Origin of the sequence: Paraburkholderia sp. J7 (assembly GCF_905220155.1) — a bacterium.
Classification (GTDB): domain Bacteria; phylum Pseudomonadota; class Gammaproteobacteria; order Burkholderiales; family Burkholderiaceae; genus Paraburkholderia.
The window spans coordinates 1-21,823 of the sequence record NZ_CAJMYZ010000040.1 but is presented as its reverse complement, the minus strand read 5'-3'; the positions used below and the strand labels follow the sequence as shown (position 1 = coordinate 21,823).

28 protein-coding genes and 1 pseudogene are annotated in these 21,823 nt (G+C 62.0%); 27 read left to right on the top strand and 2 right to left on the bottom strand.

Annotated features, from left to right (window positions below; genetic code table 11):
• Positions 1 to 2 precede the first annotated feature (2 nt).
• From rplP to dsbD, 24 genes are all read left to right on the top strand, one after another.
• Positions 3 to 419 carry a 50S ribosomal protein L16 gene (rplP, locus tag U5A58_RS38145; RefSeq protein WP_042269753.1) on the top strand — a complete coding sequence of 139 codons (417 nt, stop codon included), beginning with the start codon at positions 3 to 5 and terminating at the stop codon, positions 417 to 419.
• A 10-nt stretch (positions 420 to 429) separates the two neighbouring features.
• Positions 430 to 624: a 50S ribosomal protein L29 gene (gene rpmC, locus U5A58_RS38140; RefSeq protein WP_028206515.1), complete on the top strand. Its 195-nt coding sequence runs from the start codon at positions 430 to 432 to the stop codon at positions 622 to 624.
• Positions 621 to 893 carry a 30S ribosomal protein S17 gene (gene rpsQ, locus U5A58_RS38135; protein ID WP_028206516.1) on the top strand — a complete coding sequence of 91 codons (273 nt, stop codon included), beginning with the start codon at positions 621 to 623 and terminating at the stop codon, positions 891 to 893. The genes rpmC and rpsQ overlap by 4 nt, the downstream gene beginning before the upstream one ends.
• Positions 894 to 1,239: 346 nt before the next feature.
• Positions 1,240 to 1,608 (top strand): 50S ribosomal protein L14, encoded by a 369-nt coding sequence (gene rplN / locus U5A58_RS38130; protein ID WP_028206517.1) that lies wholly within the window; start codon positions 1,240 to 1,242, stop codon positions 1,606 to 1,608.
• Between the two features lie 9 nt (positions 1,609 to 1,617).
• Positions 1,618 to 1,926, top strand: coding sequence for a 50S ribosomal protein L24 (rplX, locus tag U5A58_RS38125; RefSeq protein WP_321917550.1), 309 nt, complete (start codon positions 1,618 to 1,620; stop codon positions 1,924 to 1,926).
• Positions 1,927 to 1,942: 16 nt separating this feature from the next.
• Positions 1,943 to 2,482: a 50S ribosomal protein L5 gene (gene rplE, locus U5A58_RS38120; RefSeq protein ID WP_069268213.1), complete on the top strand. Its 540-nt coding sequence runs from the start codon at positions 1,943 to 1,945 to the stop codon at positions 2,480 to 2,482.
• A gap of 7 nt (positions 2,483 to 2,489) precedes the next feature.
• Positions 2,490 to 2,795: a 30S ribosomal protein S14 gene (rpsN, locus tag U5A58_RS38115; RefSeq protein WP_028206520.1), complete on the top strand. Its 306-nt coding sequence runs from the start codon at positions 2,490 to 2,492 to the stop codon at positions 2,793 to 2,795.
• Between the two features lie 14 nt (positions 2,796 to 2,809).
• Positions 2,810 to 3,205: a 30S ribosomal protein S8 gene (gene rpsH / locus U5A58_RS38110; protein WP_027819345.1), complete on the top strand. Its 396-nt coding sequence runs from the start codon at positions 2,810 to 2,812 to the stop codon at positions 3,203 to 3,205.
• An 18-nt stretch (positions 3,206 to 3,223) separates the two neighbouring features.
• Positions 3,224 to 3,754 (top strand): 50S ribosomal protein L6, encoded by a 531-nt coding sequence (gene rplF, locus U5A58_RS38105; protein WP_321917555.1) that lies wholly within the window; start codon positions 3,224 to 3,226, stop codon positions 3,752 to 3,754.
• Positions 3,755 to 3,766: 12 nt separating this feature from the next.
• Positions 3,767 to 4,132, top strand: coding sequence for a 50S ribosomal protein L18 (rplR, locus tag U5A58_RS38100; RefSeq protein WP_027819343.1), 366 nt, complete (start codon positions 3,767 to 3,769; stop codon positions 4,130 to 4,132).
• Positions 4,133 to 4,146: 14 nt separating this feature from the next.
• The gene (rpsE, locus tag U5A58_RS38095; RefSeq protein ID WP_028206522.1) at positions 4,147 to 4,665 is read left to right on the top strand and encodes a 30S ribosomal protein S5; all 519 of its coding nucleotides are present in this window, start codon (positions 4,147 to 4,149) and stop codon (positions 4,663 to 4,665) included.
• 11 nt (positions 4,666 to 4,676) lie between these two features.
• Complete coding sequence (rpmD, locus tag U5A58_RS38090) at positions 4,677 to 4,859, top strand: 50S ribosomal protein L30 (RefSeq protein WP_010106952.1); 183 nt, start codon at positions 4,677 to 4,679, stop codon at positions 4,857 to 4,859.
• Between the two features lie 30 nt (positions 4,860 to 4,889).
• The gene (gene rplO / locus U5A58_RS38085; protein ID WP_028228146.1) at positions 4,890 to 5,324 is read left to right on the top strand and encodes a 50S ribosomal protein L15; all 435 of its coding nucleotides are present in this window, start codon (positions 4,890 to 4,892) and stop codon (positions 5,322 to 5,324) included.
• Between the two features lie 59 nt (positions 5,325 to 5,383).
• The gene (gene secY / locus U5A58_RS38080; protein WP_028206524.1) at positions 5,384 to 6,730 is read left to right on the top strand and encodes a preprotein translocase subunit SecY; all 1,347 of its coding nucleotides are present in this window, start codon (positions 5,384 to 5,386) and stop codon (positions 6,728 to 6,730) included.
• Between the two features lie 8 nt (positions 6,731 to 6,738).
• Positions 6,739 to 6,957: a translation initiation factor IF-1 gene (gene infA, locus U5A58_RS38075; RefSeq protein WP_004521905.1), complete on the top strand. Its 219-nt coding sequence runs from the start codon at positions 6,739 to 6,741 to the stop codon at positions 6,955 to 6,957.
• A gap of 21 nt (positions 6,958 to 6,978) precedes the next feature.
• Positions 6,979 to 7,095: a 50S ribosomal protein L36 gene (gene rpmJ / locus U5A58_RS38070; protein ID WP_027819338.1), complete on the top strand. Its 117-nt coding sequence runs from the start codon at positions 6,979 to 6,981 to the stop codon at positions 7,093 to 7,095.
• Positions 7,096 to 7,130: 35 nt separating this feature from the next.
• Complete coding sequence (gene rpsM, locus U5A58_RS38065) at positions 7,131 to 7,496, top strand: 30S ribosomal protein S13 (protein ID WP_028213337.1); 366 nt, start codon at positions 7,131 to 7,133, stop codon at positions 7,494 to 7,496.
• A gap of 28 nt (positions 7,497 to 7,524) precedes the next feature.
• Positions 7,525 to 7,929: a 30S ribosomal protein S11 gene (rpsK, locus tag U5A58_RS38060; protein ID WP_006052224.1), complete on the top strand. Its 405-nt coding sequence runs from the start codon at positions 7,525 to 7,527 to the stop codon at positions 7,927 to 7,929.
• Positions 7,930 to 8,093: 164 nt separating this feature from the next.
• Positions 8,094 to 8,717, top strand: coding sequence for a 30S ribosomal protein S4 (gene rpsD / locus U5A58_RS38055; RefSeq protein WP_158758789.1), 624 nt, complete (start codon positions 8,094 to 8,096; stop codon positions 8,715 to 8,717).
• Positions 8,718 to 8,841: 124 nt separating this feature from the next.
• On the top strand, positions 8,842 to 9,819 hold the full coding sequence (locus tag U5A58_RS38050) for a DNA-directed RNA polymerase subunit alpha (RefSeq protein WP_027819335.1): 978 nt from the start codon (positions 8,842 to 8,844) through the stop codon (positions 9,817 to 9,819).
• Positions 9,820 to 9,947: 128 nt separating this feature from the next.
• On the top strand, positions 9,948 to 10,340 hold the full coding sequence (gene rplQ, locus U5A58_RS38045) for a 50S ribosomal protein L17 (RefSeq protein WP_027797304.1): 393 nt from the start codon (positions 9,948 to 9,950) through the stop codon (positions 10,338 to 10,340).
• A 259-nt stretch (positions 10,341 to 10,599) separates the two neighbouring features.
• Positions 10,600 to 13,137 (top strand): family 20 glycosylhydrolase, encoded by a 2,538-nt coding sequence (locus U5A58_RS38040; RefSeq protein ID WP_321965170.1) that lies wholly within the window; start codon positions 10,600 to 10,602, stop codon positions 13,135 to 13,137.
• A gap of 193 nt (positions 13,138 to 13,330) precedes the next feature.
• Positions 13,331 to 13,642, top strand: a complete 312-nt coding sequence (gene cutA / locus U5A58_RS38035; RefSeq protein WP_199272101.1) for a divalent-cation tolerance protein CutA — start codon at positions 13,331 to 13,333, stop codon at positions 13,640 to 13,642.
• A complete protein-coding gene (gene dsbD, locus U5A58_RS38030; protein ID WP_321965169.1) occupies positions 13,635 to 15,602 on the top strand; it encodes a protein-disulfide reductase DsbD in 1,968 nt (655 codons plus the stop codon). Before cutA ends, dsbD begins: the two co-directional genes overlap by 8 nt.
• Before the next feature lie 82 nt (positions 15,603 to 15,684).
• Here the strand turns inward: dsbD and hemB are convergent, their stop codons facing one another.
• Positions 15,685 to 16,683, bottom strand: coding sequence for a porphobilinogen synthase (hemB, locus tag U5A58_RS38025; RefSeq protein ID WP_321939836.1), 999 nt, complete (start codon positions 16,681 to 16,683; stop codon positions 15,685 to 15,687).
• 398 nt (positions 16,684 to 17,081) lie between these two features.
• Positions 17,082 to 17,738, bottom strand: a complete 657-nt coding sequence (gene yihA, locus U5A58_RS38020) for a ribosome biogenesis GTP-binding protein YihA/YsxC (protein WP_321965168.1) — start codon at positions 17,736 to 17,738, stop codon at positions 17,082 to 17,084.
• Positions 17,739 to 17,976: 238 nt separating this feature from the next.
• Between yihA and U5A58_RS38015 the strand changes: the two genes are divergently transcribed.
• From U5A58_RS38015 to U5A58_RS38005, 3 genes and pseudogenes are all read left to right on the top strand, one after another.
• On the top strand, positions 17,977 to 18,651 hold the full coding sequence (locus U5A58_RS38015; protein ID WP_321917564.1) for a c-type cytochrome: 675 nt from the start codon (positions 17,977 to 17,979) through the stop codon (positions 18,649 to 18,651).
• Between the two features lie 165 nt (positions 18,652 to 18,816).
• Positions 18,817 to 21,054 (top strand): cytochrome c biogenesis protein ResB, encoded by a 2,238-nt coding sequence (locus U5A58_RS38010; protein WP_321965167.1) that lies wholly within the window; start codon positions 18,817 to 18,819, stop codon positions 21,052 to 21,054.
• Between the two features lie 46 nt (positions 21,055 to 21,100).
• Positions 21,101 to 21,823: pseudogene (locus U5A58_RS38005) on the top strand (c-type cytochrome biogenesis protein CcsB); the annotation flags it as partial.

Below are 21,823 nucleotides of genomic sequence, written 5' to 3'. Positions count from 1 at the left end.
CGATGCTGCAACCGAAACGCAGGAAGTATCGCAAAGAGCAGAAGGGTCGTAACACCGGTATCGCAACGCGCGGCAACGCGGTTTCGTTCGGTGAATACGGTCTGAAGGCTATCGGTCGTGGTCGCCTGACCGCGCGTCAGATTGAAGCAGCGCGTCGTGCAATGACGCGTCACATCAAGCGTGGCGGCCGCATCTGGATCCGTATCTTCCCGGACAAGCCGATCTCGCAAAAGCCGGCGGAAGTGCGTATGGGTAACGGTAAGGGTAACCCTGAGTACTACGTCGCCGAGATTCAGCCGGGCAAGATGCTGTATGAAATGGATGGTGTGTCCGAAGAACTGGCCCGTGAAGCCTTCCGTCTGGCTGCAGCCAAGCTGCCGCTGAAGACGGTCTTCATGGTTCGCCAGCTCGGCGCCTAAGGAGTGATTGATGAAGGCATCTGAACTTCTTCAGAAAGACAAGGCCGCGCTCGACAAAGAGCTGTCGGACCTCTTGAAGGCGCAATTCGGCCTGCGCATGCAACTCGCGACCCAGCAGCTCACGAACACGAGCCAGCTGAAGAAGGTTCGTCGCGACATCGCACGTGTGCGGACCGTCCTGACTCAGAAGGCGAACCAGAAATGAACGAAAGCGTGAAAACCTCGCTTAAGCGGACGCTGGTCGGCAAGGTCGTCAGCAACAAGATGGACAAGACGGTCACCGTCCTGGTCGAGCGCCGCGTTAAGCACCCGATCTACGGCAAGTACGTCGTGCAGTCGAAGAAGTACCACGCTCACGACGAAGCGAACACGTACAACGAGGGTGACCTCGTTGAAATTCAGGAAACCCGTCCTCTCTCGAAGACGAAGGCCTGGACCGTGTCGAAGCTGATCGAAGCAGCACGCGTCATCTAAAAGTGACGCAGCACCCCGGGGAGTCATTCTCCGGGGTGTAGAAGTAATTGAAATCGCTGAAGATTTCGCTTGCGAGGCCAAGATTGTCTGGTTATAATCTTGGTCTTCCCTCCTTTTGGGCTTGCTGTTGGCAAAGCAGCAGGCGAATGTAGGTGGGGAAGCAGATCCGGGCGCCAGTCCGGGTTAGCAAGATTCACCGGAATGCGATGGCCGGTTTCGTTTGCCGTCGCTGCTGTTCTTACCCAAGCAGCTGAGCGGTCGTTCTAGTGGCGGCGCGGCTGACGGGACCAAGACTGACCGGATGTGCCATGGTGGCGCGACCGGATTAAGTTGGGAAAGATAAACCATGATCCAGACCGAAACTCGGCTTGAAGTAGCCGACAACACGGGTGCACGTGAAGTCCTGTGCATCAAGGTGCTCGGCGGCTCGAAGCGTCGTTATGCCAGCATTGGCGACATCATCAAGGTGAGCGTCAAGGAAGCAACGCCGCGCGGGCGCGTGAAAAAGGGCGAAATCTACAACGCTGTTGTGGTTCGCACTGCGAAGGGCGTGCGCCGTCAAGACGGCTCGCTGATCAAGTTCGATGGCAACGCCGCCGTGCTTTTGAATACCAAGCTTGAGCCGATCGGCACCCGCATTTTCGGGCCGGTTACGCGTGAGCTGCGTAGCGAACGATTCATGAAGATCGTTTCGCTGGCGCCGGAAGTGCTGTAAGGAGTCGCGATGAACAAGATTCGCAAGGGTGACGAAGTCATCATCGTCACTGGCAAAGACAAGGGCAAGCGCGGCGTCGTGCTGGCCATCGGCGAAGAGCGCGTCACTGTCGAAGGCATCAACATCGCTAAAAAGCATGTGAAGCCGAACCCCATGAAGGGTACGACGGGTGGCGTGGAAGCCAAGGCAATGCCGGTGGCTATCTCGAACGTCGCACTGGTCGACGCGAACGGTAAGCCGTCGCGCGTGGGCATCAAGGTCGAAGGGGACAAGAAGGTCCGTTTCCTGAAGACGACCGGTGCTGTTCTGAGCGCCTGACGCTGCGGAGTAAAAAATGGCACGTTTGCAAGAATTTTATAAAGAGAAGGTCGTTCCTGGCCTGATCGAGAAGTTCGGTTACAAGTCGGTCATGGAAGTGCCGCGCCTCACCAAGATCACCCTGAACATGGGTGTTGGTGAAGCCGTCGCTGACAAGAAGGTCCTCGAGCACGCCGTTGGCGACCTCACGAAGATCGCCGGCCAGAAGCCCGTCATCACGAAGTCGCGCAAGGCAATCGCCGGCTTCAAGATCCGCGAAGGCTACCCGATCGGCACGATGGTCACGCTGCGTGGCAACGCCATGTACGAATTCCTGGACCGTTTCGTGACGGTTGCGCTGCCCCGCGTGCGCGACTTCCGTGGCGTGTCGGGCAAGGCGTTCGACGGCCGTGGTAACTACAACATCGGTGTGAAAGAGCAGATCATTTTCCCCGAAATCGACTACGACAAGATCGACGCGCTGCGTGGGCTGAACATCAGCATCACGACGACCGCGAAGACCGACGAAGAAGCAAAGGCACTGCTCGCCGGCTTCAAGTTCCCGTTCAGAAACTGAGGTTACCGTGGCTAAACTGGCACTGATCGAACGTGAAAAGAAGCGCGCTCGTCTGGCAGCGAAATTTGCGCCGAAGCGCGCATCGCTGAAGGCGATCATCGACGACCAAAGCAAGTCGGAAGAAGAGCGCTACGCAGCTCGCCTCGAACTGCAACAACTGCCCCGCAACTCGAACCCGACTCGCAAGCGTAACCGCTGCGCGATCACGGGCCGTCCGCGTGGCACGTTCCGCAAATTCGGTCTCGCACGTAACAAGATTCGTGAAATCGCGTTCCGTGGTGAGATCCCTGGCATCACCAAGGCGAGCTGGTAATAGGAGAAACATAAATGAGCATGAGTGATCCTATCGCCGATATGCTGACTCGCATCCGCAATGCGCAGATGGTCGAGAAGGTTTCGGTTGCTATGCCCTCGTCGAAAGTGAAGATTGCGATTGCGCAGGTTCTGAAGGACGAAGGTTATATCGACGACTTCGCGGTGAAAACCGAAGGTGCGAAGTCGGAATTGAACATCGCGTTGAAGTACTACGCTGGCCGTCCCGTTATCGAGCGCATCGAACGCGTTTCGAAGCCGGGTCTGCGCGTGTACCGCGGCCGCAACGATATCCCGCAGGTCATGAATGGCCTGGGCGTTGCGATCGTGTCGACGCCCAAGGGTGTGATGACGGACCGCAAGGCGCGCGCTACTGGCGTCGGCGGCGAAGTTATCTGCTACGTCGCTTAAGGCCTAAGGAGAAGAAACATGTCTCGAGTAGGTAAGAGCCCGATCGCGCTGCAAGGCGCAGAAGCGACGCTCAGCGACGAGAAGATTACCGTCAAGGGCCCGCTGGGTACGATTTCGCAAGCTGCGAACCGCCTCGTGAAGGTGGTGAACGACAACGGTACGCTCAAGTTCGAGCCGACCGATGAAAGCCGCGAAGCCAATGCAATGTCGGGCACGATGCGCGCAATTGTCGCGAACATGGTGCAAGGCGTGACGAAGGGTTTTGAGCGCAAGCTGACGCTGGTTGGCGTCGGTTACCGTGCTCAAGCGCAAGGCGACAAGCTGAACCTGTCGCTGGGTTTCTCGCACCCCGTGGTGCACCAGATGCCGGAAGGCATCAAGGCTGAAACCCCGTCGCAAACGGAAATCGTGATCAAGGGGATCGACAAGCAGAAAGTCGGCCAAACCGCTGCAGAAGTGCGCGGTTATCGCCCGCCGGAGCCCTACAAGGGCAAGGGTGTGCGTTACGCCGACGAGGTCGTGATCCTCAAAGAAACGAAGAAGAAGTAAGGGTGCGCAATCATGGATAAGACTCAATCTCGCCTGCGCCGCGCTCGTCAGACGCGTCTCAAGATCGCTGAGCTGCAGGTCGCGCGTCTGGCCGTGCATCGCACGAACACGCACATCTATGCGCAAGTGTTCTCGCCCTGCGGCACCAAGGTGCTGGCCAGCGCGTCGACGCTTGAAGCTGAAGTGCGTGCGCAACTGGCTGACCAGTCGGGCAAGGGCGGCAACGTCGCAGCAGCCTCGCTGATCGGCAAGCGTATTGCAGAAAAGGCTAAGGCCGCCGGCATCGAATCCGTCGCCTTTGACCGCTCGGGTTTCCGCTATCACGGCCGCGTCAAGGCGCTGGCTGATGCTGCGCGCGAAGCCGGGCTCAAGTTCTAAGGAAGGAATTCGTCATGGCAAAGATGCAAGCGAAAGTTCAGGCTGACGAACGCGACGACGGCCTCCGCGAAAAAATGATTTCGGTCAACCGCGTGACCAAGGTCGTGAAGGGTGGCCGTATTCTCGGCTTCGCCGCACTGACCGTGGTTGGCGACGGTGATGGCCGCGTCGGTATGGGCAAGGGCAAGTCGAAGGAAGTGCCCGTCGCTGTCCAGAAGGCGATGGAACAAGCTCGCCGCAACATGTTCAAGGTGCCCCTGAAGAACGGCACCCTGCAACACGAAGTGCACGGCAAGCACGGCGCATCGGTCGTCCTCCTCGCTCCGGCGAAGGCAGGTACGGGCGTGATCGCCGGCGGCCCGATGCGCGCAGTGTTCGACGTGATGGGCGTGCAGAACGTCGTGGCCAAGAGCCACGGTTCGACGAACCCGTACAACCTCGTTCGTGCCACGCTGGACGGTCTGCGCAAGCAATCGACCCCGGCTGACATCGCAGCGAAGCGCGGCAAGTCCGTCGAAGACATTCTGGGCTAAGGGTGGGCACCATGTCTGAAAAAACTGTCAAGGTTCAGCTCGTCAAGAGCCTGATTGGGACCCGCGAAACGCACCGTGCCACCGTGCGCGGTCTCGGCCTGCGCCGCCTGAACTCGGTTTCCGAGCTGCAGGACACGCCGGCTGTGCGCGGCATGATCAACAAGGTCTCGTACCTCGTTAAGGTCATCGGCTAAGCGGTCGACCAAAGACTCCAGGAGTTTGAAATGGAATTGAATAACCTGAAGCCGGCAGAAGGCGCGAAGCACGCTAAGCGTCGCGTCGGTCGCGGCATCGGCTCCGGCCTCGGCAAGACCGCTGGCCGTGGTCACAAGGGTCAGAAATCGCGTTCGGGCGGCTTCCACAAGGTTGGCTTCGAAGGCGGTCAAATGCCGCTGCAGCGTCGTCTGCCGAAGCGTGGCTTCACCTCGCTGACGAAGGAATTCGTTGGTGAAGTGCGCCTCGCGGATCTCGAGAAGCTGCCGGTCGACGAAATCGATCTGTTGGCTCTCAAGCAGGCAGGCCTCGTGGGCGAACTGACCCGCAGCGCGAAGATCATCGCTACCGGCGAGATCAAGCGTAAGGTCGTCGTGAAGGGTCTGGGTGCGACGAAGAATGCGCGTGCTGCGATTGAAGCAGCAGGCGGTTCTTTTGCCGAGTGATTGTGAGTGGTGCGCGCGGGCTTGCCCGCCGTCACTAGCATCTGCATCGGAGAAGCTACTTGGCTAACAGCCCGAGTCTCGCAAAAACCGGTCGCAGCGCTCCGAAGTTCGGCGACCTGCGTCGGCGGGCAGTGTTCCTGCTGCTGGCGTTGGTCGTTTATCGTATCGGCGCGCATATTCCGGTCCCGGGTATCGATCCGGACCAGCTGGCGAAGCTCTTTCAAAGCCAGTCGGGCGGCATCCTTGGCATGTTCAACATGTTCTCGGGTGGCGCACTGTCGCGGTTCACGATCTTCGCGCTGGGTGTGATGCCGTATATTTCGGCGTCGATCATCCTGCAGCTGATGGCGATTGTTTCGCCGCAGCTGGAAGCGCTGAAGAAAGAAGGGCAGGCTGGACAACGCAAGATCACGCAGTACACGCGGATCTTCACGGTGGTGCTGGCGACGTTTCAGGCGTTCGGCATCGCGGTCGCGCTGGAAAACCAGCCCGGCCTCGTGATCGATCCGGGCATGGTGTTCCGCTTGACGACGGTCGTGACGCTCGTAACGGGCACGATGTTCCTGATGTGGCTTGGTGAGCAGATCACGGAACGCGGGCTTGGCAACGGTATCTCGATCATCATCTTCGGCGGGATCGCGGCAGGCTTCCCGAATGCGCTCGGTGGGCTTTTCGAACTGGTTCGCACCGGCTCGATGAGCATCATCTCGGCAATCATCGTGGTCGTTCTGATCGCAGCCGTGACGTACCTGGTGGTGTTCATCGAACGCGGCCAGCGCAAGATCCTCGTGAACTATGCGAAGCGTCAGGTCGGTAACAAGATTTACGGCGGGCAGTCGTCCCACCTGCCGCTCAAGTTGAACATGTCGGGTGTGATTCCGCCGATCTTTGCGTCGTCGATCATCCTGTTCCCGGCAACTATCCTGAACTGGTTCAGTTCGGGTTCGCGAACCGGCTGGTTTGCGGACACGCTGCACAATGTGGCCGAAGCCCTCAAGCCTGGCCAGCCCGTGTACGTGTTGCTGTATGCGTTGGCGATCGTGTTCTTCTGCTTCTTCTACACCGCACTGGTGTTCAACAGCAGGGAGACGGCCGACAACCTGAAGAAGAGTGGCGCGTTCGTACCTGGCATCCGCCCGGGCGATCAGACGGCACGTTATATCGACCGCATCCTCACGCGTCTGACGCTGGCCGGTGCGATCTATATCGTGTTCGTTTGCCTGCTGCCGGAGTTTCTGGTGCTGCGCTGGAATGTGCCGTTTTATTTTGGTGGAACGTCGCTGCTGATCATTGTCGTCGTCACAATGGACTTCATGGCGCAGGTGCAGTCGTACGTAATGTCGCAACAATATGAATCGCTGCTCAAGAAGGCCAACTTCAAGGGCGGCGGCGTCCCGATGCGTTAAAAGGACCTATGGCCAAAGACGATGTAATCCAGATGCAAGGCGAGGTGATCGAAAACCTCCCCAACGCAACCTTCCGGGTGAAGCTGGAAAACGGCCATGTCGTTCTGGGACATATTTCCGGAAAGATGCGGATGCACTACATCCGCATTCTCCCGGGCGACAAGGTGACGGTTGAGTTGACGCCTTACGATCTGTCGCGTGCGCGGATCGTGTTCCGGGCGAAGTGATTTAGGAAAAAGGGTAATATCATGAAAGTGATGGCATCGGTAAAGCGCATTTGCCGCAACTGCAAAATCATCAAGCGCAACGGCGTCGTTCGCGTGATCTGCAGCTCGGACCCGCGCCACAAGCAGCGCCAAGGCTGATTAGCGCGCTTGCGCTTTTTGTTTGAGGAAAAACAATGGCTCGTATTGCAGGGGTTAACATCCCGAACCACCAGCACACTGAAATCGGCCTGACGGCAATTTTCGGTGTTGGCCGCACGCGTTCGCGCAACATCTGCGTGGCCGCCGGTGTGCCGTTCAACAAGAAGGTCAAGGACCTGAACGACGCGGATCTGGAAAAGCTGCGTGAGGAAGTGGGCAAGTTTGTCGTCGAAGGCGATCTCCGCCGTGAAGTGACGATGAACATCAAGCGCCTGATGGACCTCGGCTGCTACCGCGGCGTGCGCCATCGCAAGGGCCTGCCCCTGCGTGGCCAGCGTACGCGTACCAACGCACGTACGCGTAAGGGTCCGCGCCGCGCAGCACAGTCGCTGAAGAAGTAAGCGGAACTGAAAGTTACAGGAAAACGTAATGGCTAAGGCTTCGAACAACTCCGCGGCGCAACGCGTTCGCAAGAAGGTTAAGAAGAACGTCGCCGAGGGCGTGGTTCACGTTCACGCGTCGTTCAACAACACCATCATCACGATCACCGATCGTCAAGGCAATGCACTTGCCTGGGCAACGTCGGGCGGTCAGGGCTTCAAGGGCTCGCGTAAGTCGACCCCCTTCGCAGCTCAGGTCGCAGCCGAGTCGGCTGGCCGTGTTGCGATGGAATACGGCGTCAAGAACCTCGAAGTGCGGATCAAGGGCCCCGGTCCTGGCCGCGAATCGGCGGTGCGCGCGCTGCATGGTCTTGGCATCAAGATCACCGCGATCTCCGACGTGACGCCGGTCCCGCACAACGGCTGCCGTCCGCCGAAGCGCCGCCGTATCTAAGGCGTCGTTTGAGCCGAACGCCTGAGCCGCCGGAAACGGCGACCCAGGCTCTCGGCGTTATTGAATTGACTAAGCCCACCGTTCGGCTCAAAGGGCCGGACTAGCGCGATACCGCGGGTTTTCCCACTAAGGTTTCGCGTGATCAATTATCGAAGGAAAGCAACGTGGCACGTTATATCGGCCCGAAGGCCAAGCTGTCCCGCCGTGAAGGCACCGACCTCTTCCTGAAGAGCGCACGCCGCTCGCTCGCTGACAAGTGCAAGCTTGACAGCAAGCCGGGCCAGCACGGCCGCACTTCGGGCGCCCGTACGTCCGACTACGGCACGCAGCTTCGCGAAAAGCAGAAAGTGAAGCGTATCTACGGCGTGCTCGAGCGCCAGTTCCGCCGCTACTTCGCTGAAGCTGACCGTATCAAGGGCAACACCGGCGAAAACCTGCTGCAACTGCTCGAGTCGCGTCTCGACAACGTCGTGTACCGCATGGGCTTCGCATCGACCCGCGCTGAAGCGCGTCAGCTCGTGAGCCACAAGGCTCTCACGCTGAACGGCGTCGTCGCGAACATCCCGTCGATGCAAGTGAAGGCAGGCGACGTCGTTGCGATTCGCGAAAAGGCGAAGAAGCAGGCGCGTATCGTCGAAGCCCTCTCGCTCGCAGAGCAAGGCGGCATGGCAGGTTGGGTGTCGGTCGACGCGAAGAAGTTCGAAGGCACGTTCAAGGGCATGCCTGAGCGCAGCGACATCGCTGGCGACATCAACGAAAGCCTGATCGTCGAATTGTATTCGCGGTAATCGGATTGACGGCCGGGGTAACCTCTGTGCTTCGCGCAGGAGGCGGCCTCGGCCGTTTTTTTCAGGTTGTTGCCATCTCAGCCTTATCGGTGTAACGAGCCGAGGGTATTGAAAAGGAAAACCTATGCAAACCAGTTTGTTGAAACCCAAGATCATCGCTGTGGAATCGCTCGGCGACAACCACGCGAAAGTGGTCATGGAGCCGTTCGAACGCGGTTATGGCCACACCTTGGGTAACGCGCTCCGGCGCGTGCTGCTGTCGTCGATGGTGGGCTACGCGCCGACCGAAGTGACGATCGCAGGCGTCGTGCACGAATACTCGACGCTCGATGGTGTGCAAGAGGATGTGGTCAACCTGCTGCTGAACCTGAAGGGCGTTGTTTTCAAGCTGCATAACCGTGACGAAGTAACGGTTACGCTGCGCAAGGAAGGCGAAGGCGTTGTCACCGCTGGCGACATCGAACTCTCGCACGACTGCGAAGTGATCAACCCGGAACACGTGGTTGCGCACCTGACGAAGGGCGGCAAGCTCGACGTGCAGATCAAGATCGAGAAGGGCCGTGGCTACGTGCCGGGCAACGTGCGCCGCTATGGCGACGAGTCGGCCAAGATCATCGGCCGTATCGTGCTGGACGCATCGTTCTCGCCGGTTCGCCGCGTGAGCTACGCCGTGGAAAGCGCTCGCGTTGAACAGCGTACCGACCTCGACAAGCTCGTGATGAACATCGAAACCAACGGCGTGATCTCGCCTGAGGAAGCGATCCGCCAGTCGGCGCGCATCCTCGTGGATCAGCTGTCGGTGTTCGCTGCACTGGAAGGCACGGAAACGGCCGCGGAAGCGCCGTCGCGCGCACCGCAGATCGACCCGATCCTGCTGCGTCCGGTGGACGATCTCGAACTCACGGTTCGCTCGGCGAACTGCCTGAAGGCCGAGAACATCTACTACATCGGCGACCTGATCCAGCGCACCGAGAACGAGCTGCTCAAGACCCCGAACCTGGGTCGCAAGTCGCTCAACGAGATCAAGGAAGTGCTCGCTTCGCGCGGTCTCACGCTCGGCATGAAGCTCGAAAACTGGCCGCCGGCTGGTCTCGACAAGTAATGTATGTGGCACGGACGCGGATTTTCCTTTAAAATCCGCGTCTTGCCTTTTTCATGTACCGGCCCGTGCTTCGGTAGTCGCGAAGCGATAGAAGAGCTGGACCAAAACTTTGTTTCAAGGAAATTGAAATGCGTCACCGTCATGGTCTGCGGAAACTGAACCGCACGAGCAGCCACCGTCTGGCAATGCTCCGTAACATGTCCAACTCGCTCATCGAGCACGAAGTCATCAAGACGACGCTGCCGAAGGCGAAGGAACTCCGTAAGGTTGTCGAGCCCCTCATCACGCTGGGCAAGAAGCCGTCGCTCGCAAACCGTCGTCTGGCATTCAACCGCCTGCGCGATCGTGACTCGGTCACGAAGCTGTTCGACGTGCTCGGTCCGCGTTTCGCGAACCGTCCGGGCGGCTACCTGCGTATCCTGAAGTTCGGTTTCCGTGTTGGCGACAACGCACCGATGGCACTGGTCGAACTGCTCGATCGTCCGGAAGTCGCGGAAGAGAACGTCCAGGAAGCGGAATAAGCTTTCGGTCGCTTGACGCAGTTGTGGACTGCGGATCGAGCGGCACACAAAAAAGCCAGGCCTAGCCTGGCTTTTTTGTTTTTGGCTCCGCCCGATTGCACGCAGCGCCACCGAATGCCGCTGAGTTTGATGTACCGCGACCTCGATGCGGAACCGTCAACGTATAGTCAGGCACGAATGCAGCTGCGATTGAAAGCGGAGGAGACGGGTGTCTTATTTTTCTCGAGATTTATTCGGACAACTTAAGATGTTGTGCGCGATGGATTTGCCTCATCCACGGAGTGCTCGCTGCGCGCGAATTCGATCCTCGGATCCTTCAGTCGCTCGGCTCGCCGCAGTGCTTTGCGCGCTGACCGCTGCCTTGTCACTTGCTGCTTGCAGTGGCTCCGACGACAGTAGCGCAGGCGCAACCCAGGCCCAGGCGCAACGGATCGCGTCAAGCCTGAAGCTCAGTGTGGCCATCGACACGAACGACGCGACCCAGAGCGGTGTTTCCTGCGCGAACCTTGGCGCGGATTGGGCGAGTTGTGCGCGTGGCCGCCTGATCCTCGAGAATCTGGGAACAGAACGCGTGAGCGCAGGCGGTTGGGCGCTCTACATGCACAGCATCCGGCGCATACTCGCGATCGACAACGCTGCGATTTCGTGGCGCCACATTACGGGCGACCTGTACGCGTTGTCGCCCCAGCGAGGCGCATTCTCGCTGGCGCCGGGTCAGCGTATCGAAGTGCCTTTCGTGGGCGAGTACTGGTACCGGCGCTATAGCGATGTGTTGCCGCGCGCCTATGTCGTGGTCGACGGCGCGGCGCCGATCGTCCTCAAGGCGAACAATACCGACGACGAAACCCAGTATGTCGAAAGCCTGCCGCCCAGTGCGGATAGCGCAGCCGCTTTCCTGCAGACGCCGGCGCAACTTCAACGTGCGCGTGCTGAGTCTTCGCCACCTTCCGCCGAACGGATTGCGGCGCGCGCGATTCCCGCCGTCGTACGCGAGCAGGCGGGTGTTGGCGACGTCCAGATCGGCGGGGTGGCGCTCGGGTTGCCGGATTTACCGGGCGGGCAGCTTGCCGCGCTGCAGGCACGCGCGTCAGCGCTCGGCTTGACGGGAGCGCCCATGCAGATAACGGGCCGCCTCGCGCCCCACACGTTGCCAGCGGACATCGCGGTATCGGGGGGCTATCGGCTGATCATCGCGCGAGATGGGGTGTCCATTGACGCTTTCGACGCACCGGGCCTTTACTACGCCGTGCAGACCCTGTTCTCCCTGACTCCCGCTGGGGGCGGTCGCGTGCCGGCACTGACCATCGAGGACGCGCCTCGCTACACACACCGCGGAATGATGGTCGACCTCGCGCGCAACTTCCGCCATCCTGCGACCCTGCAGCGCCTCATCGACCAGATGAGCGCCTACAAGCTCAATCGCCTGCACCTGCATCTCTCCGACGACGAAGGCTGGCGCATCCAGATTCCCGGCTTGCCGGAGTTGACCGACATCGGCGGACAGCGTTGCCACGATCCCGGCGAAACCCGGTGCCTCATCCCCCAACTGGCCTCTGGGCCGAACAACGAATCGGGCGGCGGCTACCTGAGCCGCGCCGATTACATCGCGCTCGTGCGCTATGCCGCCGACCGCTTCATCGAAGTCATCCCGGAAATCGATATGCCAGCGCATGCTCGCGCGGCGGTGGTGTCGATGGAGGCGCGCTATCGCAAGCTGCATTCGCAGGGCGACGAACAAGGCGCCAACGAGTATCGTCTGCTCGATCCTCAGGACACCTCGAATATTACGTCGGTGCAGTTCTACGACAGACGGACCGATCTGAACCCCTGTTCCGACGGCGCGCGCCGCTTCGCAGGCAAGATCATCGGCGAAATCGCCGCCATGCATCGCGAGGCAGGCGCGCCGCTCTCGATCTGGCACTTCGGCGGCGACGAGGCAAAGAACATTCTGCTTGGCGCCGGCTTTCAGGCGCGCGACGGCGGCGATCCCGCCAAGGGGCGCATCGACCTCGCCGCACAGGACAAACCGTGGGCACGTTCGCCATGGTGCGCCGCGCTGATTCGACAAGGCAGGGTCGCGTCGGTCGACGAATTGCCCACGATGTTCGCGATCGACGTCAGTCGGCTCGTGAGCGCCAACGGCATTGGTGCGATGGCGGCGTGGCAGGACGGTCTCAAGCACGCTAGCGGTCCACAGGACTTCGCCACGAGCAGTGTGATGGTGACGCTCTGGGACACGCTCTTCTGGGGCGGCGCGGATACCGCGCAATCGTGGAGCCAGAAGGGCTACCGTGCGGTCCTCGCGCTGCCCGACTACCTCTACTTCGACTTTCCTCACACGATCGATCCGCATGAGCGCGGTTACTACTGGGGCTCGCACGCAACGGACAGCTTCAAGGTCTTCTCGCTTGCCCCCGATAATCTGCCGCAGAACGCCGAGATCATGCCCGATCGGGATGGCAATCCGTTCGAGGTGACGGGTACGGGCGCCGCACCGCGCGTCGAAGGCATGCAGGGCCAGGCGTGGGGCGAGGTGATGCGCAACGATCGGCTTTTCGAGTACATGGTGTATCCGCGGCTGCTTGCGCTTGCCGAGCGGTCCTGGCACCGTGCGCCCTGGGAACTGCCTTATCGGGCTGGCGAGCGCTACAAGCTCGGCGACACCGACAAGGTCGACAAAGCCGCTCTGGCGCGGGACTGGGCCGAGTTTATGAGCGTGGTGCAGGCGCGCGAACTCGCGAAGTTGCAGCGCTCGGGAGCCGTGGTGCGCACATCGCTCAGCCTCTCGGGAACCTGAGCGGTGGTGTAGTGCCGGCGTGGGGGCCCGGCGGCACACAAAGTACCGGATCGCATGCACCGCACTTGGCAGCGGCATCAACGGGCGCGCAGCACGCGCCGGTCGGGGCGGTGGTAGCATCACGTCTTGCCTCAAGCCCTTGTTTTGAAAGAGGGCGCAGCCGGAGTTCGTCGTGACCCTCAATGTGACCCTGATGCTGACCACGGTGCCCGACGAGGGCACCGCCGAAAAGCTCGCCTCCGGGGCGCTCGCGCAGCGCCTCGCTGCGTGCGTGACGCGCCTTGGCGCCGTGCACTCGCAGTACCACTGGCAGGGCAGCATCGAGTCAGGCAACGAGATTCAGCTGCTCTTCAAGACGAGCCTCGCCCGCGCGGCCGAGCTCGAACAGTTCATCCAGACCCAGCATCCCTACGAAACGCCCGAGATTCTCTCGTGGCAGGCCACGGCGTCGAACGCCTACGGTCAATGGGTCAATGCCGAGACTCAGCGCACCCTACATGTCTAACCGCTTCGATCGGCGCTCCCGCGTCGCGCCGTACGCTTCGCTGTCCGGCTTCCTCCTGCTCGTCTGCTGCGTGCTGCCTCTGCTGTTCGGCACTTCACTCGCGCGCGCCGCCGACGATGACTTTCTGCCGCCCGATCAGGCCTTCACCTTCAGCGCGAGCGAAGCGCCGGGCATGGTCGATGTGCATTTCAAGATCGCAGACGGCTACTACATGTACCGCGAGCGCTTCGCATTTGCCGCGCGCAACGGGACGGCCGAACTGGGCGAGGCGCAAATCCCGCCCGGCCACATCAAGTTCGATCCGACTTTCCAGAAGAACGTCGAAACCTATCGTGGCGAGCTGACGATTCACGTGCCGGTGCAGAAGGCGAGCGGTCCATTCGATCTCGCGGTGACGTCGCAGGGCTGTGCCGATGCCGGCATCTGTTATCCGCCTGCTGAGCACGTGTTCCACGTGAGTGGCGCGGCTTTGCAGGCCGCTACGGCTGGCCAGAGCACCGTTCCGGGTGCGGCACGCTCGACGCCCACGCCGCTGCCGCAATCCAACGCAGCGCCCGCTGCTGGCGACACCGGCGAGCCCTGGTACGAGCGCGCCACGAGCGCCGACTACGCGCAGTCGTTGCTCCAGGGCGGCGGCTTTTTCGCCGTGGTCGGCCTGTACTTCGTGGCCGGCATGGTGCTGAGCCTCTTGCCCTGCTCGTACCCGATGATCCCGATCCTTTCGGCGATCATCGTCGGTGAGGGCGCCCGCGTCACGCGCTCACGTGGCTTCGCGCTCTCGTTCGTCTACGTGCTCGGCATGGCGCTCGTCTACACGGTGCTGGGCATCGCCGCTGCGCTGGTTGGGCAGAGCCTGGGGGCGTGGTTGCAGAATCCGTGGGTGCTCGGTGTATTCGCGGTGCTGCTTGCCGCGTTCGCAGTCATGTTGATCGCGGGCTACGACATCGCGCTGCCGCAGCGCTGGCAGGATGGCGCCTCACGCGCCACGCAGAGCCGCTCCGGCGGCAAATTTGCGGCGGTCGCCGTGATGGGTGCGCTTTCCGCGCTCGTGGTGGGCGCCTGCATGACCGCGCCGCTTTTCGCGGTGCTCGCCTTTATCGCGCACACGGGCAACGCCGTGCTGGGCGGCGCAGCGCTCTTTGCGATGGGCTTGGGTCTTGGTGTGCCGCTGATGATCCTCGGCCTCGGCGCGGGCTCGCTGCTGCCTCGTGCGGGCGCATGGATGGATGGCGTGAAGGTATTCTTCGGCGTCGTGCTGCTGGCGGCCGCGCTCTGGATCGTCTGGCCGGTGCTCGGCGCCACCGCGCAGATGCTGCTCGCCGCGCTCTGGCTGCTGCTCGCGGCGGCCGCGCTTGGGCTTTTCACGCCGAACGCGGGCGCGGCCAACGTCTGGCGCCGCCTCGGACGCGGTCTCGGCGCGGCATTCGCAATCTGGGCGGCGACACTGATCGTCGGTCTTGCGGCGGGCTCGGCCGATCCGCTGCGTCCGCTTGCGGTGCTTGCCGCGCGCGTGGGTGGTGCGAGCGATGTTGCCGCAACCGGCGCGGCGCAGTCCGCCGGCGCCAGCGCAGCAAACGCGCTGGTCTTTGCCCCCGTGCGCTCGCCGGCGCAACTAGACGCGGCGCTCAAGACAGCGGGCAAGCCGTCGATGCTCGACTTCTACGCCGACTGGTGCGTGAGCTGCAAGGAGATGGAGAAGTTCACGTTCAGCGACCCTCGCGTGCAGGCACGCCTCGCGGAACTGGGCCTGATGCGCGCAGACGTCACGGCCAACAATTCCGACGACCAGGCGCTGCTCAAGCGCTTTGGACTCTTCGGACCGCCTGGCATCATCTTCTTCGATACGCAGGGCCGGGAAGTGCTGCGCGTGGTCGGCTACGAAAACGCCGACCGCTTTCTCGCGCGTCTCGATCGCTTGACGGCACCCGCGCCGCAGACGCAGGGCGCGCCTTCGGCCTGATCGGGATCTGCGGTATTGCGCGAGCAAAAAACAAAAAGGCACGTCCGCAGACGTGCCTTTTTTCATGCAATGCGCGCGGCGCTTACTTCTGTGCGCGCAGCAAACGAGCGGCGTCGAGCGCGAAATACGTGAGGATGCCGTCGGCGCCCGCGCGCTTGAACGCGAGCAGCGATTCCATCATCACCTTGTCGTGATCGAGCCAGCCGTTCTGCGCGGCAGCCTTGAGCATGGCGTACTCGCCGCTCACCTGATACACGTAGGTCGGGAAGCGGAATTCGTCCTTCACGCGGCGCACGATATCGAGGTACGGCATGCCGGGCTTCACCATGACCATGTCGGCGCCTTCCTCGATGTCGAGGCGCACTTCACGCAGCGCTTCGTCGGAGTTCGACGGGTCCATCTGGTAGGTCATCTTGTTGCCCTTGCCCAGATTCGACGCCGAACCCACGGCGTCGCGGAACGGTCCGTAGAACGCCGAAGCATACTTGGCCGAATACGCCATGATGCGCGTATGGATGTGGTTCTCGCTTTCGAGCATCTCGCGGATCGCACCGATGCGGCCGTCCATCATGTCCGAAGGCGCGACGATATCGACACCCGCTTCGGCCTGCGCGCGCGCCTGCGCGACGAGGATCTCGATGGTTTCGTCGTTGATGACGTAGCCGTTCTCGTCGAGCACGCCGTCCTGGCCGTGACTCGTGTACGGGTCGAGCGCGACGTCGCAAAGCACGCCGAGGTCGGGGAAGTGCTTCTTCAACTCGCGCACGGCGCGCGGAATCACACCGTCGGGGTTCGTTGCCTCGATGCCATCGGGCGTCTTGAGCGCCGGATCGACAACGGGGAAGAGCGAAAGCACGGGAATGCCGAGTTCGACGCACTGCTCGGCGACGCCCATCAGCAGATCGATCGACACGCGTTCGACGCCGGGCATCGACGGCACGGCTTCGCGCACGTTGTTGCCCGCAATGACGAATACGGGGTAGATCAGATCATTTGTGGTGAGGAGGTTTTCGCGCATCAGACGGCGCGAGAAATCGTCACGTCGCATGCGGCGCGGACGATGATGCGGATAGAAGCTCATGTCGGCGGATATCTTGAAACGGGATGGGTCCCGGGAGCGCAGGAAACTTTTCGGGACAATGGTATATCATACCGATCGAGCGAGGCGCCTGGCGCCGAGCTCCCCGCTTCTCCTCCCTGAGCGGGTGCCTGTCGTTTTTCGATAAGGCTGTTTAACCCGCCGGAAATCACGGCGGGTTTTTTTATGTGCGGCGGACTTGGCGTGGCAAGGCCCCGACGCGACGACCCAAAAGGGCGTTTGCGCCTGGCGTCGGTGCGGTCTGTGTGCGGTAACGCACATAGCACGGCGAAAGCCGCGCCTGCGCTGCGAAAAGATCTGATGAAAACGCGTGAAACGCCCGACTGTGTGGGCTTTTCGACGGCTGAGGGCCTGCCTGGAGCGACGGGCCAGCGGTGCTATTACGCTTGCGTGTTGGTCTCGCCGACCGCTTCCTGCGGCACGATCCAGCTCTCGATCACGGCGTGCGCCTCGTCGAGCCCCACGCGCTTGAGCGCCGAAAAAAGCTGCGCGCTCAGCTTCCCTTCATAGCCTTGCTTGCTGTATTCGTCGAACGCCTTGTTCGTCGTGCGCAGCGCGAGCACGCTTTCCTGACGCGTCAATTTGTCGCACTTCGTGAGGAGTGCGTGGATCGGCTTGCCCGTCGGCGCAAACCATTCGACCATGCGGCGGTCGAGGTCGGTGAGCGGGCGGCGGGCGTCCATCATCAGGATGAGGCCCGAGAGCTGGGCGCGCGTTTGCAGGTACAGCGAGAGCAACTGTTCCCAGTGCGCCTTCGCGGCTGCCGGCACTTCGGCGTAGCCGTAGCCGGGCAGGTCGACGAGATAGCCCGCGGGGTCGTCCGCGGGGCCGACCGAGAAGTAGTTGATATGCTGGGTGCGGCCCGGCGTCTTCGAGGCGAAGGCGAGCCGTTTCTGGTTGCACAGCAGGTTGATGGCGGTGGATTTGCCGGCGTTCGAGCGGCCGGCGAACGCAACCTCGGGCCGCGCCGTAGCGGGCAGGTCGCGCATATGGTTCACCGTCGTGAAGAAGCGGGCTTGGTGCAGCAGGAAGGCCATCGGAAAAGGACCACAATATGAAACAACGCGGCGGGTGGCCCGCCGGGCCCGGAGGCGCCCGGGATGGAATCTGGGATATCGGGGGCAGGCCCGACTGGCGCGGAGCTGCCTTGCGCGCTATTGTACAATGCGATGGTTTACTGAATACCAGTGAGGCCAGCGCGGGCCTTTCGAGGTAGATCGGTCGCTGTCGTCCATTGCAGAACCTGATTCCCACAAGACGAAACAAGGTGCGCGAATGAATCGACTGGGCAAGTGCTTGAAGGTGTTCGAGAGTGCGATAGCGTCGGGTCTAACAGCTGGTTTATTCATGATGGCGGGGCACGCAAGCGCGGCGGATCAGGGAACGCCGGCCAAGCCCGACCTCGCCCGGGGGCAAGCCATTGCCGCACAGGTGTGCGCGGCCTGTCACGCGGCCGACGGCAACAGCACCGGCGGCGCCTATCCCAAGCTTGCCGGCCAGCACGCCGACTATCTCGTCAAGCAACTCAAGGACTTCAAACCGCAGCCCGGCGGCAAGCCAGCGGCGCGCGCGAACCCCATCATGGCGGGCTTTGCTGCTGCGCTGTCAGACCAGGATATGATCAACGTGGCGGCCTGGTTCGCCTCCCAGACACCCAAACCCGGCTACGCGCGCGACGCGAAGACCGTGCCGTTCGGCCAGTCGATCTGGCGCGGCGGTATCGCCGACAAGGGCGTGCCGGCGTGTGCGGCGTGCCACGGACCCACGGGCCAGGGCATTCCGATCCAGTATCCGCGGCTCTCGGGCCAGTGGTCGGAATATGTCGTTGCACAGCTCAATGCCTTCCAGCAGGGCACGCGTAACAATAACGATCCGATGCGCACCATCGCGCACCGGCTCTCGGACGACGAAATCAAGGCCGTCGCCGATTACGCGGCCGGCCTGCATTGAGCGTAGTAGCAGGCTTGCCGCGCGTTTGATCGGGCGGCCGGCCGAAAAACAAGAAAAGGGTGAGGGCGTCGTCATGCTGGCGGCGCGCCTGCACCCTTTTTTGCTGTAGCGCCTCATCAGCAAGAAGCCGGCAAGAAGCCGGCAAGAGCGAAAAGCGGAGTTTGAATGAGCGTCACCACGCAGGGTTTGCAGTTGAATGTTCGCCAGAAGGCGGTGAAAAGCGCTGTCGAACTGATCAGTTCGATGCGCTTCGCGATTGCGCTGCTCGTTGTGCTCGCCATTGCGAGCATCATCGGCACGGTGCTCACGCAGGATGACCCGTACCCGAACTATGTCAATCAGTTTGGCCCCTTCTGGGCCGACATCTTCCGCTCGCTGAGCCTCTACACGGTCTACAGCGCGTGGTGGTTCATGACGATCCTCGGCTTTCTCGTCGTGTCGGTCTCGCTGTGCGTGATCCGCAACGCGCCGAAGATGCTCGCGGACATGAGGAGCTGGAAGGACAAGGTCCGCGAAGGTAGCTTGCGCGCGTTCCATCACAAGGGCGAGTTCGCAGTGGAGGGCGCCACGCGCGCACAAACGGCCGCCACGCTCGGCAAGCTGGCGCAGCGCATGGGCTACAAATTCGTCACGCGCGAGTCCGACGGCGCCACGCTCATCGCGGCCAAGCGCGGCGCGCTCACGAAGATCGGCTACATCTTCGCGCACCTCGCGATCGTGATCATTTGTCTCGGCGGCCTGCTCGACAGCAATCTGCCGATCAAATTCCAGATGTGGCTCTTCGACAAGACGCCGATTCGCAGCAACACGGTCATCAACGACATACCGCCCGAGCACCGGCTCTCGCAGTCCAACCCGACCTTCCGCGGCTACGCCTGGGTCCCGGAAGGCCAGTTCGTTTCCACGGCCATCCTGAACCAGCCCGACGGATCGCTGATCCAGGACCTGCCGTTCTCCATCCAGCTCAACAAGTTCATCGTCGATTACTACTCGACCGGCATGCCCAAGCTCTTTGCGAGCGACATCGTCGTGATTGACCACAAGACGGGGCAGCGCATTCTGGCGCGCATCGAGGTGAACGAGCCATTCGAGTACGACGGCGTGTCGATCTACCAGTCGAGCTTCCAGGACGGCGGCTCGCAGATGTCGATGACGGCGTGGCCCATGTCCGGCGCAAGCGCGAAGAGCTTCGCGTTCGGCGGCACGATCGGCAACTCGGCGCCGCTCGCGCTGCCCGCCGGCCAGACGGTGCCCGGTGTGGATGGGCAAACCATCGAATTCGCGGACTTCCGCGCGATCAACGTCGAAAACATCTCGAACGGCAGTGGCGCGAACGACGCGCGCGGCGTGGCGCACCAGTCGCTCAAGGAGGCGTTCGACGAGCGTCTCGGGTCTGGTGCGAAGAGCTCGAAGCCGCTCGATCTGCATAACGTCGGCCCTTCGGTGCAGTACAAAGTGCGCGACAAAGACGGCCAGGCGCGCGAGTACAACAACTACATGCTGCCCGTGGACGTGGGCGGCGGCGACCGCATGTTCCTCGCCGGCATGCGCGAGAATCCCGACGATCCGTTCCGCTACCTGCGCATTCCCGCCGACAGTGGCGGCACGCCGAAAGAGTGGATGATGCTGCGCGCGGCCTTCGAGGACCCCGCACTCCGCGCGCAGGCGGCAAAGCGCTTCGCCGAGCGTTCGGTCCCAGCTTCGAACCGCGAACTGCAGCAGCATCTGGAAGACAGCGCTGAGCGTGTCCTGACCCTTTTCGCGGGCGCAGTGCCACCGCCGACAGGTGCGCCGGCAGCTGCGGGCGCCGCCGGCGGCTTCCAGGCCGTGGCCGCCTTCATCGACAAGTCGGTGCCGAAGGATCAGCAGGAAAAGGCGGCGAGCCTTCTGCTGCGCATGCTGGAGGGCGCGACGTGGGACCTCTGGCAGCTCGCGCGCGAGCAGGCCGGCGAACCCGACCTGAAGCCCGACGCCGACGCCGCGCGCTTCGTGCAAGATTCGATCAACGCGATTTCCGACAGCTTCCTGTATGGATCTCCCGTCTATCTACAGCTCGATTCATTCAAGCAGGTGCAAGCTTCGGTATTTCAGTTGACGCGCGCGCCGGGCAAGAAAGTCGTGTATCTTGGCAGCCTGTTGCTCGTGCTCGGCATCTTCTCGATGTTCTACGTGCGTGAGCGGCGTCTGTGGTTCTGGTTGAAGGACCGCAAGGGCCAGGATGATCAGGACCACGGCGTCGACGTCATCATGGCGATGTCGACCGCCCGCCGTACCCTCGACTTCGAGAAGGAGTTCGCCCGTACCCGCGACGCGGTTGGCCGTGCGCTAGGCGCGGCGCCGCAAACCGGCGCAGCGAGCGATGCGGGCGACACGAACGGCAGCGGCAAGGACCGTGCGCCCTGATCCACGCACGTGATGACAGCCACCCACGATCAATACCGGTAAGCCCATGGACTTGTCTCAGGTTTCCTCCTCCGCAAAGGCCCGCCGCGCCGAACGTGCTCAGGTGGCCAATGCCGCTCTCGCGCACGGCGCCGCGAGCGCCCACGATCCTCTCGCCGACGCCCTGTTCGACGAACGCCCCTTCCTGCGCCGCCTGAGCGTGGTGGACTGGCTGTTCGCGCTGGCGCTCGTGGCAGGCGCAGGCTTCGCGCTCTCGCGCTATCACGCGCACATGAACTACTACGACAAGCTGGTGCTCTGCGGCACCACGCCGGCGCTCGTCGTGCTGGGCTGGCGCTGGAAGCCGGCGCGGCTGCTCATGGCGGGTATCGCGGTGCTCGCGCTGTTCGCGATCCAGATCTACCAGGGCGACCTCGCGCGCGCCGACCAGGCCTTCTTCCTCAAGTATTTCCTCTCCAGCCAGTCGGCCATCCTGTGGATGAGCGCGCTGTTCGTGCTCGCCACGCTGTTCTACTGGATCGGCCTGCTCTCGCGTTCGCCCTCGGGCGGCTCGATCGGCTCGAAGCTCACGTGGGCGGCGGTGCTCATGGGCTTCGTCGGCCTGATGGTGCGCTGGTACGAGTCCTACCTGATCGGTGCGGACGTCGGTCACATTCCCATCTCGAACCTCTACGAAGTGTTCGTGCTGTTCAGCCTCATCACCGCGCTCTTCTATCTGTATTACGAAAAGCACTACAACACGCGCTCGCTCGGTGCGTTCGTGCTGCTT

Excerpts from the sequence above, each read along its gene's own strand:
- rplP (WP_042269753.1), top strand. The coding sequence starts at position 3 with ATGCTGCAACCGAAACGCAGGAAGTATCGCAAAGAGCAGAAGGGTCGT.
- rpmC (WP_028206515.1), top strand. The coding sequence starts at position 430 with ATGAAGGCATCTGAACTTCTTCAGAAAGACAAGGCCGCGCTCGACAAA.
- rpsQ (WP_028206516.1), top strand. The coding sequence starts at position 621 with ATGAACGAAAGCGTGAAAACCTCGCTTAAGCGGACGCTGGTCGGCAAG.
- rplN (WP_028206517.1), top strand. The coding sequence starts at position 1,240 with ATGATCCAGACCGAAACTCGGCTTGAAGTAGCCGACAACACGGGTGCA.
- rplX (WP_321917550.1), top strand. The coding sequence starts at position 1,618 with ATGAACAAGATTCGCAAGGGTGACGAAGTCATCATCGTCACTGGCAAA.
- rplE (WP_069268213.1), top strand. The coding sequence starts at position 1,943 with ATGGCACGTTTGCAAGAATTTTATAAAGAGAAGGTCGTTCCTGGCCTG.
- rpsH (WP_027819345.1), top strand. The coding sequence starts at position 2,810 with ATGAGCATGAGTGATCCTATCGCCGATATGCTGACTCGCATCCGCAAT.
- rplF (WP_321917555.1), top strand. The coding sequence starts at position 3,224 with ATGTCTCGAGTAGGTAAGAGCCCGATCGCGCTGCAAGGCGCAGAAGCG.
- rplR (WP_027819343.1), top strand. The coding sequence starts at position 3,767 with ATGGATAAGACTCAATCTCGCCTGCGCCGCGCTCGTCAGACGCGTCTC.
- rpsE (WP_028206522.1), top strand. The coding sequence starts at position 4,147 with ATGGCAAAGATGCAAGCGAAAGTTCAGGCTGACGAACGCGACGACGGC.
- rpmD (WP_010106952.1), top strand. The coding sequence starts at position 4,677 with ATGTCTGAAAAAACTGTCAAGGTTCAGCTCGTCAAGAGCCTGATTGGG.
- rplO (WP_028228146.1), top strand. The coding sequence starts at position 4,890 with ATGGAATTGAATAACCTGAAGCCGGCAGAAGGCGCGAAGCACGCTAAG.
- infA (WP_004521905.1), top strand. The coding sequence starts at position 6,739 with ATGGCCAAAGACGATGTAATCCAGATGCAAGGCGAGGTGATCGAAAAC.
- rpmJ (WP_027819338.1), top strand. The coding sequence starts at position 6,979 with ATGAAAGTGATGGCATCGGTAAAGCGCATTTGCCGCAACTGCAAAATC.
- rpsM (WP_028213337.1), top strand. The coding sequence starts at position 7,131 with ATGGCTCGTATTGCAGGGGTTAACATCCCGAACCACCAGCACACTGAA.
- rpsK (WP_006052224.1), top strand. The coding sequence starts at position 7,525 with ATGGCTAAGGCTTCGAACAACTCCGCGGCGCAACGCGTTCGCAAGAAG.
- U5A58_RS38050 (WP_027819335.1), top strand. The coding sequence starts at position 8,842 with ATGCAAACCAGTTTGTTGAAACCCAAGATCATCGCTGTGGAATCGCTC.
- rplQ (WP_027797304.1), top strand. The coding sequence starts at position 9,948 with ATGCGTCACCGTCATGGTCTGCGGAAACTGAACCGCACGAGCAGCCAC.
- U5A58_RS38040 (WP_321965170.1), top strand. The coding sequence starts at position 10,600 with ATGGATTTGCCTCATCCACGGAGTGCTCGCTGCGCGCGAATTCGATCC.
- cutA (WP_199272101.1), top strand. The coding sequence starts at position 13,331 with ATGCTGACCACGGTGCCCGACGAGGGCACCGCCGAAAAGCTCGCCTCC.
- dsbD (WP_321965169.1), top strand. The coding sequence starts at position 13,635 with ATGTCTAACCGCTTCGATCGGCGCTCCCGCGTCGCGCCGTACGCTTCG.
- hemB (WP_321939836.1), bottom strand. The coding sequence starts at position 16,683 with ATGAGCTTCTATCCGCATCATCGTCCGCGCCGCATGCGACGTGACGAT.
- yihA (WP_321965168.1), bottom strand. The coding sequence starts at position 17,738 with ATGGCCTTCCTGCTGCACCAAGCCCGCTTCTTCACGACGGTGAACCAT.
- U5A58_RS38015 (WP_321917564.1), top strand. The coding sequence starts at position 17,977 with ATGAATCGACTGGGCAAGTGCTTGAAGGTGTTCGAGAGTGCGATAGCG.
- U5A58_RS38010 (WP_321965167.1), top strand. The coding sequence starts at position 18,817 with ATGAGCGTCACCACGCAGGGTTTGCAGTTGAATGTTCGCCAGAAGGCG.